The following is a 12,713-nucleotide window of genomic DNA, read 5'->3' as shown; positions in this document are numbered from 1 at the left end:
ATTATGTTCCCTGCTAAGGAGGGTGCTCAAATGACAAGCCCAACAAATGCTCACTTTGATTTGCTGCGAAGCAGATTAAAAGATGAACAAAAAGAAATCGAACACCGTATAACAGAAAATGATCACTACGGATTAGCCCATTCGCTTCGCGATGATACCGGTGAACTTTCATCCATCGATAATCATCCCGGCGATATCGCCACTGAATTATACGAACGCGAAAAGGATGTCGCCTTGCACGAACAGGAAGAGCTTCATCTTAATCGGATTGATGCCGCCCTGCAAGCCATGGACAACGGCACATACGGCATTTGCGCAACCTGCCATGAGCCCATCCCGTTAGAGCGGCTGGATGCCGTTCCAGATACGCTGCATTGCATTGAGCATGCGCCGAGGCAGCATTTGTCCCTGCGCAGGCCCGTCGAAGAATTAGTGCTCGATCCTCCATTTGGCCGGACAAGCATGGATGAACAGGATTCTTATAACGGCTTTGACGGCGAAGATGCTTGGCAAATCGTCGAGCAATGGGGTAATGCGGATTCCCCGGCCTTTTCCGAAAATCGGGATGTAGCCGACTATGAGCATGTAGGCATTGATGCTTATGAAAATGACGGCTTCGTCGAACCGCTCGAAAGCTTTATCGCAACCGATATTACAGGCCGTCATGTCTCAGTCATCCGCAACCGTGAGTATATGCATTACATGGATACGGGCGAAGGAGATCACGGCCTTGAATCGGAGAATCCGAACGAAAACGAGTAATCAATACGTCTTGCCTTCGAGCTGGATTTGTACGATTCGTACGATATCCGCAATGTAATCGCCGATGATCGGCAGGTTCAAGGCACCCAAAATCCGTAGGACATAAAGGATCGTCGCTGCAAAAAAGGTAAAGCCGATCGCGATTCCAACGCCTCTAGCCGTTCCTGCAAGCAAGTTTTTCCAGATTAGCGTTCTTGGCCTGTTCAGCAAATGGACATATTCCGCAATTTGCGTATGCTCCAAATCCGCTGCAATCTTTTTCAGTCGCTTATCGAGCGAACTCAATGAGTCTTGCAGGTCATTTAGGTTTTTCGACTCTTCCGGGTTTTTCGTAATCATGAGAGGCATCCCCTTTGACAAACAATAAAACGAGGCCAGGCCTTCCAGCCATTGCAAGCTTCGCGACTTCGCGGTCGCTTGCTGCAGCAGCCGGTAGGCGACGGCCTCGTTTTTTTGCGTGTAATTATCCTCTATACTATATCCTTAACCGCGGATGAAAATCCCTATTACTTTATCGCCAAGCGTAACTCGTTCCATTTCCGGCATTGCTTCATAAGCAACGGTTTGAACGAGCACGTTGTCTTGAAGCACTTGTTCGAATGCATCAAGAGCGGCTCTCAGCTCGTTATCGACATCCAGCACAAGCTCAATTCTTTTTTCAATCGGCAGATCCAGCTTCTTACGCGTATCCTGTACGGCGCGAATGACTTCGCGTACCCAGCCTTCTTGCTCGAGCTCAGGCGTGATATCGGTATTCAGCGCTACGGTCACGCCGTTTCCTGAAGCAGAAGCAAAACCGGATTTCGCCTGCTTCTCGACCAGCAGCTCCTCCACGGATATCGATAGCTGTTCTCCGTCCGGACTCGTAAAGTCGAAGCTTCCGCCATTTACGATGCCGCGGGTTTGATCAGCGTTCAAACCTTTAAGCTGCGCTTGGATCGGTCCAACGAATTTACCGTATTTTTTGCCGGCAACCTTCAGATTCAGCTTGAGCGTAAAATCAACGAAGCCGCTGTCTGAATTTTGTACCGTTATCGCTTTTACGTTAATTTCGTCCTTCACGATATCCTCGAAATCCGCCACATTAAAATCACGGTCAAGCGATACGATCAGATCTGATAGAGGCTGACGCGTCTTAATGCCAGTCTCGTTTCGTACATTGCGGGCAAGCTCTACGATTTGCTTCGCGCTCTCCATATCGCGCTCGAGCGTCTCATCAATTGCGCCTTCTTCCGCTTTCGGGTAATCTGCCAAATGCACACTTCCTTCGCCGCCTAGATTGCCGTATACCTCTTCTGCCAGTAGTGGCGCATAAGGCGCAATCAAGCGGGATAAAGTTAGAAGCACGCTGCGAAGCGTTTGATAGGCAGCTAATTTATCGGCGGTCAGGCCGCTTCCCCAGAAACGGTCACGCGAGCGGCGGATGTACCAGTTGCTCAACTCATCGACGAAGATTTCGATCGATTTAGCCGGGTTAAGAAAATCATTCACCTCAAGCCCTTTATTCACCGTGTTGATAAGGCTGTTCAAGCGTGAAATAATCCAGCGGTCCAACTTGTTATCCGACTTCGTTTCCTCATGCTGCGTATAGTCAAAGCCATCGATCGATGCGTATAAAGCAAAAAATGCATGCGTATTTACGATCGTGTCAATCACCTTCGACTTCGCTTCGCCGACAATGCCGCGAGAGAAACGTTTGCTGTTCCACGGCGCGCTGTCAGCCAGCAAAGCCCAGCGGAATGCATCTGTGCCGTACTCGTTAATGATCTCCCATGGATCGATAACATTGCCTTTTGACTTCGACATCTTCTGGCCGTTTTCGTCCAAAATATGGCCTGTCGAGATGACCGCTTTATAAGGAGCTTTACCGTTATAGAGCGTCGATACCGCCAGCAAGCTGTAGAACCAGCCGCGCGTTTGGTCAATGCCTTCGCAGATGATGTCTGCCGGGTACTGGTCAGCGAATTGCTGCTCATTCTCGAACGGATGATGCTGCTGAGCGAAAGGCATCGATCCGCTGTCGAACCATACATCGATTACTTCAGGGGTACGTGTCATTTCTGCGCCTTCGGCAAATGGCGATTTCAGCTTAATGTCGTCTACATATGGCTTATGAAGCTCGATATCCTCCGGCACATCCCCGATTGCCATAGCGCGCAAATCAGCGATACTGCTAGGTGAGTACTCCTTGCCAGTCACATCGCAAACCCAAACATTCAGCGGCGTGCCCCAATAGCGGTTGCGGCTGATGTTCCAATCCACCAAATCCTCCAAAAACTTGCCGAAGCGGCCTTCTCGGATATGTCCCGGGTACCAATCTACGCTGTTGTTATTAGCGATCAGTTGATCTTTAACGGCAGTAGTTTTGATAAACCAGCTCTCCATAGCGTAGTAGATCAATGGCGTTTTGCAGCGCCAACAGAACGGGTAGCTGTGCTCGTAACGTTCTTTCGAATAAAGAAGTCCGCGTTCGCTCAGGTTTTTGACGATATCGATATCAAGCTCGCTGTCTTTTACGAACCGTCCGGCGAAGTCCGTTACATCCGAAATGTAGCGGCCGGCCAAATCAACGACGCTGAGCATGCTGATGCCATTCTCGCGGGATACGCGGTAATCATCCTCACCGTGTGCCGGAGCAATGTGAACGATACCTGTTCCGCTCGTATCGCTGACGAAATCGCCGGCGATGACGATATGTCCCTTCTCGATTGCCACATAATTAAACGGCGGCTCGTAGCTTAGTCCGACAAGCTCGGCGCCTTTCACAACGGATAATACTTCAAACCCGTCTTTTAATACGTTTTCGGCTAAATTCTGGGCTACGATATAGACTTCGCCGTTTTTGGAAGCGCGGATATAATCGAGCTCCGGATTGACGGCGAGCGCAACGTTAGCCGGAAGCGTCCATGGCGTCGTCGTCCAGGCCAGAATGAATTCACCGGACGCAGTGAGTTTAAACTTCGCGGTCGCACTTAAATCCTTGACGTCTTCATAGCCTTGAGCCACCTCATGCGAGCTGAGCGTCGTTTGGCAATCCGGGCAATACGGACTCACGCGGTGGCCGCGGTACAGCAAACCCTTCCCGTGAATCGTCGATAAAATATGCCATACGCTCTCGATGTATTCATTTTTGAGCGTGATGTATGGATTGTCTAAATCCGTCCAATATGCAATGGCTTCCGTAAGCTCGCGCCACTGCTTCTCATATTCAAAAACACTGTCCTTGCATTTTTTCACGAACTTCTCTACGCCGTAATCCTCGATTTCTTGCTTACCCGATATACCGAGCTGCTTCTCGACGCCAAGCTCGACGGGAAGGCCATGCGTATCCCAGCCGGCTTTACGAATGACGCGGTACCCGGCCATTGTTTTGTAGCGGCAAATAAAATCCTTGATCACGCGGCCAAGCACATGACCGATATGCGGTGCACCATTCGCGGTTGGGGGACCTTCATAAAACACGAAATTCGGCTTGCCTTCCCGGTTCGAAATCGATTTTTTAAAAGTATCCTCTGTTTTCCATTGCTCCAGCACCCGCATTTCGCGGCTGCGTGCACGTTCTTTTACATCTACGCGTTGCATCGTTCCAGCCTCCTGTTTTAAACAAAAATAAAGCCTCATCCCTATGAGAAGGGACGAGGCTTAGTCGCGTTACCACCCTTGTTCCGCGCATGCTTCTATGATCTAGAAAGCTTGCAAAATGAAGACGGCAGCTCTGCTGCGCTTCATGCGGCACCTTAGTCGCGAACAATGAGTTCGCGTTCCCTGTAACGGGGGACAGCCGTCAGCACTTACTGCTGCTCTCGCAGGTTCGGCGCCGCTTCTCAGAGAGGATATTCCGCAATAGCTCACACACCGGGCTTTCAGCTGCCGCCGGCTCTCTGAGGAGTGAACTTAGAACGTACTCGTTCTCTTCAACGAAGTTTAGATCATCAATTAATTACTATTAGTTATAGCGTATCGACAGGCTAAATGTCAAATGTCGATTCGTCTATTTATTAAATTTTAACCGCGTGTCAGCTCATGCTCCGATTGTCTCGATTGCTGCGGCTCAAGCGTATCCCAGCCATCGACGGTCAGCAACTCAAGCTGCGCTTCGACAAGCGTGCGGAAACGGGCACGGTAGACAGAAGCTTGTTTCTTAAGTTCTTCAACTTCAAGCGATACCTTGCGGGATTTCGCCAACGAATCATTAATGATGCGATCGGCATTTTTCTCCGATTCCTTAATGATCAGCTGCGCTTCCTTCTTCGCGTTGCTTCTTACTTCGTCAGCCGCTTCCTGCGCCACAATAATCGTTTTGCTAAGCGTTTCTTCTATATTCGTAAAATGATTCAGTCTTTCTTGCAGGCCTAGCAGCTGATTTTGCAGTTCTTTATTTTCACGGATCAGCGATTCGTAGTCTTTAATGACTTGATCCAGAAATTCATTAACTTCATCCTCGTCATAGCCGCGTAATCTCCGGCCAAACTCTTTGTTATGTATGTCCAATGGCGATAACGGCATTGGCGCACCTCCTCATGATATTTATGACTCTTGCAACCGAATTACATGATTTAATGAGAACAAATTCGACAACCAAAGGGAGATTCCTGCAAGGATTAAATAAATTTGCCAATCCGGACTCGAATTCTGCCTTTTTTTGTCATACCGTCCACTTCCAGTACCTTAAAGCGACCTAATCCTTTGAATGAAACGACATCCCCGGCACGAAGCTGTTCGGAAGGATCCTCCTCCGACTTCCAGTTCACGCGGCATCTGCCAGCGCGAATCGGATCGACGATTTTGGAACGGCTGACGCGATAGACATCGCTCGCAATGCCATCAAGCCTCATGGAAGCGACGGATAAGCTCATTTCCTCCAGCTTCGGTACGACCGTTTTCAAATCAGACAATGGAATAATATCGGTTAAGACGCTTATCCGGTGAACCTGTCTCAAATGGATATTCAAGTAATCCGCGATTTCATCCATGACAACGATGTGGCAAAAATGTTCATGCACATGGATATCGCCAATTCGATCGCGTTTAATGCCGAGTCCAAGTAAGGCACCCAAAAAATCGCCATGATCCAGCTCGAGCTGAGCTTGTCCCGGTCCATTTACGGCTAAAACGGATATACCTACCGCTTCATCGTCCAAATTCCGGTAATCTGGTCCGATAATCGCGCGTTTCCGCTCTGCCTGCTCATACCCGCCATTCAAACGAATGTTAACATCTGCGTTACGATTTGCCAAAATCGTTAAAATTTGTGTTTGCCTGGGGTCTAAAAAATCGGTCCGCTTCAGCTCATGCTGCTGTGCGGACCGCTCTATCCATTCCTCTGCCCGATCGACAAATGGTTTCTCGTCGGGGTGGAAATGATCATATATGCCTTGTTTCATGCGAAATCATTCCTTTAGATGAAAAAATCAAATACCGCAATCAACCCTGCAGCAACAAACTGTAGCGCGAATACAGCTAAAATTGGAGAAAGGTCAAGCATACCTCCAATTGGGGGGATAAATCTTCTGAAAATGCCTAAGTACGGTTCTACAAGTTTGCCCAAAAACACGCCGATGAAACTCTCACGGGCAGTCGGTAACCAAGAAAGCAGCACATAACCGATAATCATAAATGTGTAAATTTGCTGAGCTAGTTTGATAATGCTATAAACTTCATTCATTAACTCAAGGTCACCTCATTTTGTTGTAGTCGTTCTCCTCCGCCAGCATTTCCGTTATTGCACCTTGAATTTCCACGGAATCCGGTGTGCAAAGAAAAATGTTGGGGCCAAGCTTAGAGATGCTCCCGCTTAAAGCGTACACTGTGCCGCTTAGGAAATCAACAATCCGGACGGCTAGATCGCTGCGGACACGCTGCAAATTCACAATAACTGCGCGGCGGGAACGCAAATGATCGGCAATTTCCTGCGCTTCATCGTAAGAACGGGGCTCGCTAAGCACCACACGGACATTTTTCTGCGAGTGAATGCTGACGACATTATTGCTCTTTGTGTTTTTACGTGCTTCGAAAGGAGAAGTTTCAGCTTCTTGTTCTTCCTGCGGTACAACTCGCTCTCTCTCTACGACTTCTTCTTCATCCTGCAAGCCAAGAAAGCTCATAAAGCGGTTCATGACACTCATCTTCTATTCCTCCTCTTTCCCCACTAATATCGTTCCAAGACGAATCCATGTAGCCCCTTCTTCGATTGCTATATCAAAATCATTCGACATACCCATTGATAAATGGGTGATGGTGTTTCCGTATTCCGAATTGATCTGTATCTCATCGCGCAGCTCTCGCAATGTCTTGAATACCGGTCTCGTTTGCTCGGGCTCCGCTTCATATGGAGCCATCGTCATTAAACCAATTGGAGTAATCGATTTGTAGCGCGATAGCTTCTCTACGAACGGTGCAAGCTCCTCCGGAGCAATACCTTGCTTTGAATTCTCTCCAGAGACGTTGACTTGAATGAAGCATGGTACGGTAATGCCAAGCTGCAAAGCCCGTTTATCAATTGCCTCGGCAAGCGACAGCCTGTCCAACGAATGAATGTATGTAAATTTCCCGATGACGTCCTTTGCCTTGTTCGATTGAAGCGAACCGATAAAATGCCAGACCGGTTGTTTGTCAGCTGACGTATCAGACTCAGCACTAATCGCTTCCCATTTTTCCTGGGCATCCTGCCACCTGTTTTCGCCTAAATCGCAAAAACCGTGCTCCAGGGCCGACTTTGTAGTGTCCAGTGACACATATTTAGTGACGGCAATAATATGCACTTCATCTCTGCTGCGTCCTGAACGCTCGCAAGCCTTCTTGATTCGATCTTCTACGGTTTTTATTCTTTCCTCAAATGTAAATGGCATGCTTCACCTCTCCCGAATGCCGATCCAACTGGCCATTCGGCCCGTCAAGCCACCTTCTTTGCGATGGGAAAAAAATAAATCCCTTCTGCATCCGGTGCACCACTGTGTTAATTCGATACGTATCGGCAAAATTCCTGCTTTTATCATAATCTGTCGGTTTATTTCTTTCAAGTCCAAGTTCGCCTTGCCGTTATCCGCCTGTTTCAGCATCTTATCAGCAGCTTCACCCGCTACGCCAAGCTCCGACAAAAGCTCCTGTACTTGGTTAATGACAGGGCCATCCACCTCGTAGCAGCAGCTGCAAATGGAAGGTCCTATCGCGGCCATCATCGCTTTGGGGTCAGACCCGTACGCGCTGACCATCGCTTGTACCGTCTTCACGGCTATTTGCTGTACCGTCCCCTTCCAGCCGGCATGCGCGAGCGCTACGGCATTATGCTCCGGATCATAGAAATAAAGCGGAACACAGTCCGCATAAAAGGAAGCAAGCAGCACACCGGGGACGTCAGTCATAATCGCGTCGCAATCCTTCAGAACATCATCCAACGTTTCTTTACCTCGGCCTCTATCAGCAGACGTAACCTGGCGCACGAGATTGCCATGCACCTGCTCGGCGCAGGTCCAGGCCTCAAAATCCCAGCCGATTGCGTCCGCTAAACGTCTCCGATTGTCTACTACGGCAGCCTCCAAGTCACCGACATGCAGGCCCATATTCAATGATGCCCAAGGAGCGGCGCTGACTCCCCCATTACGTCCTGTAAAACCGGCAGTCAATCGTTCAAACCGGTTATTCCATTCCGACAATAAAAAAAGCGAAGGACCCTTCGCTGATCGTTTGTGTTCAAAAGCTTCCATTCCGCTCTCACCTCTATATAAAGGTTTACCCTGCAAACCCGCATCGTAAGCACTAGGTAAAGTTTGCATTGCAAACCAACTAGACACAGTTTAACGCGTTATGAACGAGCGTGCAAATCTTCTTCCTCGGCACGCAGCTGTTTCGTGTCATCCATGCGGACCAGCACAACATCCTCACCGATTTTCACGATATTGCGCCATGGAATCACAACTTCCGTACCACCGCCGCCAAACATGCCCAAAAACTTGGTAAACTGCGGCACAACGATAGAATCAATGCGCCCTTGCCGCAAATCAAGCTCCAGATCGCTGATTTGTCCGAGCTTTTTGCCGTCAACGATATTAATAACGTCCTTTGTCTGAAAATCAGATATTTTCATTTCCGTTCACCGCTTTTCAAGTAGAGTGATCGTCCGTTTATCTCTCCTATAACTATATGAGTAATTTGCCTAAAATGTCCTTCTTATTTAAAAAAGCCGCTTCTAATTTAAGAAACCGAACTTTTTTGTACGATTGCGTACAATACTGCTCAACCCGCTTTGCTTATGTTATGCTTTATGTACGGTATCGTACATAAATATAGGTTTTTACAGGAGGTCATATGCCCAAAATCGTTGCCACAGAGCTCGATTGGATTAAACTCGGGCTTCAGAAATTTGCTGAAGGCGGCATCGCTGCTCTTGTTGTCGAGCAGCTTGCGAAGCTGCTTGGCAGCAGTAAAACCAGCTTTTACTGGTATTTTAAAAATCGAGCCGCATATGTAAAACGGATCATTGCCTACTGGCAAGAAATTGCTACAACGTCTATCATCGCCCACATCGAGCAGCATCAAGCCCTTGAACCCTTGCAGAAAGTACGACGTTTGCTAAGCGCCATGTTCAGCTCCGTTGAAGGGAAAGACTTTGTATTCCATTTGCGGAAGTTGGGAAACGCCGAGCCTGATTATGCTGAACTGCTACTGCAAATCGAGCGTCAGCGCATAGGCTACATGAGCAGCTTGCTTGCGGAATGCGGCTATGCCGCAGAACAGTCCGTTAACACCGCCGAACTATTGTACAGCTATTATTTAGGCTGGCATGAGCGTAACAAGCACCGTATTTTGTCAACGCAGGAAGCAGAAAAGCAGATTAACCTGCTGATACCCTGGATTGAAAAATCATTTTAATCCTAACGGAGGAATGCTGTATGCAATCGCTTTTGGCAAGTATCGTCGGCGCAGCGTTGTTTTTGATCGGATGTATTCATCTGTATTGGCTGTTTGGCGGGCGCGGTGGTTTTTCCATAGCCGTACCGACAAAGAACAATACAGAGTCTCCTCTCTTCATACCGGGTCGTTTCGAAACCGCAGCCGTTATGTTTATTTTCTGGGCGGCAGCCGCGTTGCTGCTTATGCAAGCTGAGATTATACCTGCCGTAGGCCCGTCTTGGCTTCCAGCTTTCGGCGGCTGGGCACTTGCCGTTGTGTTTTTGCTTCGGGCAGTTGGTGAATTCAGAGCAATCGGTTTTTTCAAAAAGATTCGAAATACCCCCTTCGCACGCGTGGACAGCTTATTTTACTCTCCGTTATGCTTGCTTCTCTCCTGCTTAACGACTTGGATGATGGTCATTACTTAGCCATGACAAGTGGAGTGCACACACAAAAAAAACGGTGCCTCGCGGCACCGTTTTTTTATGTTTTGACATGCTTTTGCATTTGTTGAATGGCTGATTTTTCGAGCCTGGATACCTGCGCCTGCGAGATGCCGATTTCGTCAGCTACCTCCATTTGTGTTTTACCCTCAAAGAAGCGCATGGACAAAATCATTTTTTCCCGGTCGTTGAGCTTATGCATCGCTTCTCGAAGCGCGATTTCCTCGATCCATGACACATCTTTGTTCCGTTCATCGCTAATTTGATCCATCACATAAATCGGATCTCCGCCATCGTGGTAGATCGGCTCAAACAATGAAACCGGATCTTGAATGGCATCGAGCGCAAACACGACATCTTCCTTCGGAACATTCAAAGCCTCCGAGATTTCAAATATGGTCGGTTCGCGTGAATTTCTGTTCGTTAAGCTATCCCTGACTTGAAGAGCCTTGTAGGCAATATCCCTCAAGCTCCGCGATACGCGGATTGGATTGTTGTCACGCAAGTAACGGCGTATTTCACCGATAATCATCGGTACGGCATAGGTGGAAAATTTGACATTTTGGCCAAGGTCGAAATTATCTATCGCCTTCATAAGTCCAATGCATCCGACCTGAAATAAGTCGTCTACAAATTCTCCCCTATTGTTAAACCGCTGTATAACGCTTAGTACAAGCCGTAGGTTGCCGTTTACTAATTTCTCTCTTGCTGCCCACTCATTGCGGGTTTGCAATGCCGTAAACAATTCTCTCATTTCGACATTATTTAAGACAGGCAGTTTCGCGGTATCCACTCCACAGATCTCGACTTTATTTCGGGTCAACGTGATTACCTCCCAAGGAGAAACATTACTGTACATTATCTCCCCAGAAGGCCTTTTTATTCCTAAAGCGACATCATTCGACAACCGTAAGCAGGGTACGGGCTTTAGACCATTTTATTAAATTCTTTGCGAAGTCTTTTTATAATCCGCTTCTCTAAGCGGGAAATGTACGATTGCGAAATGCCCAGAAGATCCGCAACGTCCTTCTGCGTTTTTTCTTCACCATCCGCCAGGCCGAATCGAAGCTCCATAATAATCCGCTCACGCTCAGACAGCTTATCAAGCGCTTTATGAAGCAGCTTACGGTCAACCTGTTCTTCTATATTGCGGTAAATCGTATCGTTTTCCGTTCCCAGTACATCGGACAGAAGAAGCTCGTTGCCATCCCAATCGATGTTTAACGGCTCATCAAACGATACTTCCGTGCGAGTCTTGCTGTTGCGGCGCAGATACATCAATATTTCATTTTCAATACAGCGCGAGGCGTAAGTTGCCAGCTTAATCTTCTTTTCTGGATCAAACGTGTTAACCGCCTTGATTAAGCCTATCGCGCCAATTGATACGAGATCTTCGATATGGATACCCGTATTTTCAAACTTACGGGCAATGTAAACGACTAGTCTTAAGTTACGTTCGATGAGCATGGCTCGGATAGCTGTATCGCCCGTAGGGAGCTTTTCCAGCAAATATTCTTCCTCTTCACGCGTAAGAGGCGGCGGCAGCGCTTCACTGCCTCCAATATAATAAATTTCTTCGCTTTTTAATCCGAATAAAAACATAATACGATAATAATATAACTGAAGGATCAATTTGTATTTGACGAGCATCTGGCCCATCCCTCCTCGTTTGTATGAGCATACGTACTTTATTGTTGTACCATAGACGGATGGATTATAGCTCGATATGCCCCATCAGACGTAAGCTTTCCGCCGTCCAGCCCGATAAGCACCTTCCGCGTTTCAAAAACTTGTCCTTCCCTAGTAATCTCGACCGCATCCGGTTTTATCGCTAGCATGAACTGTGATCCTCGGTTGACACCTCTGAATGGAACGAGACGAAGCCGGTCCTGCCACACAAAAGGCTGTTCATCCATTCCCGCTACAAGACGATCTACTTGTGCATCTCGTATGCTATTCAACCACGACTCGGGCAAATCATCTTGCCATAAGGATGCTTCCATCACCATAACCGGCGTCCGGGTTAACGGATCATACAGCTGATTGCCGGTATCAACCAGACCAATGCAGGTTTGAATCCGTTCTCCAATCGTAACTTTGACCTCTGCTAAATGAGTTTGCACCAGCTCCCGTTCTCTTTTTTGCGTCAATACGGTCCGGTAGATGTACAAACCGATACATAACGCGGCAATTAAATAAAACAGTCCCATCTTGAGCTCCACGCGCATATTCCCGTTGACGAATGCAATCGTTTTCCACACTTTGCCGGATCCTTGCATAAACAAATAATAAAGCCCTAGCACTGCGCCGGCAGCGACAAAATTAACCGCATAGAATGCCGCAATATTCCTCATAAAGTGCTGGATAGACGCGAAACCAAAAGCAATCCATACAATTAAAAACGACATGGCCACTTTTACGGCAAACGTGAATAAAAAAGTTAATTGCGGAAAAAACATCAAAACGACATAACAAGCTCCGACAGAAGATGCCACTAACACCCGCCAAGGCCTTGGTTTTAGATGTCGCGCCCATGCGGTAGTTGATAGAATAGCGCCGTCAACAAGCAGCTCTCGCAAAAACATAACATCCACATAAATAGCCACTTCGGTCACCTTC

15 protein-coding genes and 1 other annotated feature are annotated in these 12,713 nt (G+C 47.8%); of the genes, 3 read left to right on the top strand and 12 right to left on the bottom strand.

Annotation, left to right across the window (positions count from 1 at the left end):
* Positions 1-30: 30 nt before the first annotated feature.
* Positions 31-762: a TraR/DksA C4-type zinc finger protein gene (locus ACN6MW_RS26960; protein WP_419872895.1), complete on the top strand. Its 732-nt coding sequence runs from the start codon at positions 31-33 to the stop codon at positions 760-762.
* Here ACN6MW_RS26960 and ACN6MW_RS26955 read toward each other — a convergent pair whose 3' ends face one another.
* From ACN6MW_RS26955 to ACN6MW_RS26915, 9 genes are all read right to left on the bottom strand, one after another.
* The gene (locus ACN6MW_RS26955) at positions 763-1,101 is read right to left on the bottom strand and encodes a DUF5665 domain-containing protein (protein ID WP_419872894.1); all 339 of its coding nucleotides are present in this window, start codon (positions 1,099-1,101) and stop codon (positions 763-765) included.
* A 144-nt stretch (positions 1,102-1,245) separates the two neighbouring features.
* The gene (ileS, locus tag ACN6MW_RS26950) at positions 1,246-4,344 is read right to left on the bottom strand and encodes an isoleucine--tRNA ligase (protein ID WP_419872893.1); all 3,099 of its coding nucleotides are present in this window, start codon (positions 4,342-4,344) and stop codon (positions 1,246-1,248) included.
* A gap of 46 nt (positions 4,345-4,390) precedes the next feature.
* Positions 4,391-4,689 (bottom strand) — a binding site (T-box leader).
* 78 nt (positions 4,690-4,767) lie between these two features.
* Entirely contained in the window at positions 4,768-5,268 is a 501-nt protein-coding gene (locus ACN6MW_RS26945; protein ID WP_419872892.1) for a DivIVA domain-containing protein, read from the bottom strand.
* A gap of 95 nt (positions 5,269-5,363) precedes the next feature.
* Positions 5,364-6,146, bottom strand: coding sequence for an RNA-binding protein (locus ACN6MW_RS26940; protein ID WP_419872891.1), 783 nt, complete (start codon positions 6,144-6,146; stop codon positions 5,364-5,366).
* A 14-nt stretch (positions 6,147-6,160) separates the two neighbouring features.
* Complete coding sequence (locus tag ACN6MW_RS26935; RefSeq protein WP_419872890.1) at positions 6,161-6,427, bottom strand: YggT family protein; 267 nt, start codon at positions 6,425-6,427, stop codon at positions 6,161-6,163.
* 10 nt (positions 6,428-6,437) lie between these two features.
* Positions 6,438-6,887: a cell division protein SepF gene (locus tag ACN6MW_RS26930; RefSeq protein WP_364141106.1), complete on the bottom strand. Its 450-nt coding sequence runs from the start codon at positions 6,885-6,887 to the stop codon at positions 6,438-6,440.
* A gap of 3 nt (positions 6,888-6,890) precedes the next feature.
* On the bottom strand, positions 6,891-7,610 hold the full coding sequence (locus ACN6MW_RS26925; protein ID WP_419872889.1) for a YggS family pyridoxal phosphate-dependent enzyme: 720 nt from the start codon (positions 7,608-7,610) through the stop codon (positions 6,891-6,893).
* Positions 7,611-7,613: 3 nt separating this feature from the next.
* A complete protein-coding gene (pgeF, locus tag ACN6MW_RS26920; protein WP_419872888.1) occupies positions 7,614-8,465 on the bottom strand; it encodes a peptidoglycan editing factor PgeF in 852 nt (283 codons plus the stop codon).
* 98 nt (positions 8,466-8,563) lie between these two features.
* Positions 8,564-8,845 (bottom strand): YlmC/YmxH family sporulation protein, encoded by a 282-nt coding sequence (locus ACN6MW_RS26915; RefSeq protein WP_419872887.1) that lies wholly within the window; start codon positions 8,843-8,845, stop codon positions 8,564-8,566.
* 221 nt (positions 8,846-9,066) lie between these two features.
* Here ACN6MW_RS26915 and ACN6MW_RS26910 point away from each other — a divergent pair, with 221 nt between their 5' ends.
* On the top strand, positions 9,067-9,630 hold the full coding sequence (locus ACN6MW_RS26910; protein WP_419872886.1) for a TetR/AcrR family transcriptional regulator: 564 nt from the start codon (positions 9,067-9,069) through the stop codon (positions 9,628-9,630).
* Positions 9,631-9,650: 20 nt separating this feature from the next.
* Complete coding sequence (locus tag ACN6MW_RS26905; RefSeq protein ID WP_419872885.1) at positions 9,651-10,079, top strand: DUF3995 domain-containing protein; 429 nt, start codon at positions 9,651-9,653, stop codon at positions 10,077-10,079.
* Positions 10,080-10,134: 55 nt separating this feature from the next.
* Here ACN6MW_RS26905 and sigG read toward each other — a convergent pair whose 3' ends face one another.
* From sigG to spoIIGA, 3 genes are all read right to left on the bottom strand, one after another.
* Positions 10,135-10,917: an RNA polymerase sporulation sigma factor SigG gene (gene sigG, locus ACN6MW_RS26900; protein ID WP_308999994.1), complete on the bottom strand. Its 783-nt coding sequence runs from the start codon at positions 10,915-10,917 to the stop codon at positions 10,135-10,137.
* Between the two features lie 104 nt (positions 10,918-11,021).
* Complete coding sequence (sigE, locus tag ACN6MW_RS26895) at positions 11,022-11,744, bottom strand: RNA polymerase sporulation sigma factor SigE (protein WP_053375506.1); 723 nt, start codon at positions 11,742-11,744, stop codon at positions 11,022-11,024.
* Positions 11,745-11,782: 38 nt separating this feature from the next.
* A complete protein-coding gene (gene spoIIGA / locus ACN6MW_RS26890; protein ID WP_419872884.1) occupies positions 11,783-12,700 on the bottom strand; it encodes a sigma-E processing peptidase SpoIIGA in 918 nt (305 codons plus the stop codon).
* Positions 12,701-12,713: the final 13 nt, after the last annotated feature.

It is taken from the genome of Pristimantibacillus sp. PTI5 (genome assembly GCF_048572955.1).
GTDB lineage: Bacteria > Bacillota > Bacilli > Paenibacillales > Paenibacillaceae > Pristimantibacillus.
The sequence above is the reverse complement of the archived record's forward strand: the minus strand, read 5'-3'. Positions and strand labels throughout refer to the sequence as shown.

Bases quoted from the DNA above. Each gene is read 5' to 3' on its own strand.
- ACN6MW_RS26960 (WP_419872895.1), top strand. From the start codon at position 31: ATGACAAGCCCAACAAATGCTCACTTTGATTTGCTGCGAAGCAGATTA.
- ACN6MW_RS26955 (WP_419872894.1), bottom strand. From the start codon at position 1,101: ATGATTACGAAAAACCCGGAAGAGTCGAAAAACCTAAATGACCTGCAA.
- ileS (WP_419872893.1), bottom strand. From the start codon at position 4,344: ATGCAACGCGTAGATGTAAAAGAACGTGCACGCAGCCGCGAAATGCGG.
- ACN6MW_RS26945 (WP_419872892.1), bottom strand. From the start codon at position 5,268: ATGCCGTTATCGCCATTGGACATACATAACAAAGAGTTTGGCCGGAGA.
- ACN6MW_RS26940 (WP_419872891.1), bottom strand. From the start codon at position 6,146: ATGAAACAAGGCATATATGATCATTTCCACCCCGACGAGAAACCATTT.
- ACN6MW_RS26935 (WP_419872890.1), bottom strand. From the start codon at position 6,427: ATGAATGAAGTTTATAGCATTATCAAACTAGCTCAGCAAATTTACACA.
- ACN6MW_RS26930 (WP_364141106.1), bottom strand. From the start codon at position 6,887: ATGAGTGTCATGAACCGCTTTATGAGCTTTCTTGGCTTGCAGGATGAA.
- ACN6MW_RS26925 (WP_419872889.1), bottom strand. From the start codon at position 7,610: ATGCCATTTACATTTGAGGAAAGAATAAAAACCGTAGAAGATCGAATC.
- pgeF (WP_419872888.1), bottom strand. From the start codon at position 8,465: ATGGAAGCTTTTGAACACAAACGATCAGCGAAGGGTCCTTCGCTTTTT.
- ACN6MW_RS26915 (WP_419872887.1), bottom strand. From the start codon at position 8,845: ATGAAAATATCTGATTTTCAGACAAAGGACGTTATTAATATCGTTGAC.
- ACN6MW_RS26910 (WP_419872886.1), top strand. From the start codon at position 9,067: ATGCCCAAAATCGTTGCCACAGAGCTCGATTGGATTAAACTCGGGCTT.
- ACN6MW_RS26905 (WP_419872885.1), top strand. From the start codon at position 9,651: ATGCAATCGCTTTTGGCAAGTATCGTCGGCGCAGCGTTGTTTTTGATC.
- sigE (WP_053375506.1), bottom strand. From the start codon at position 11,744: ATGCTCGTCAAATACAAATTGATCCTTCAGTTATATTATTATCGTATT.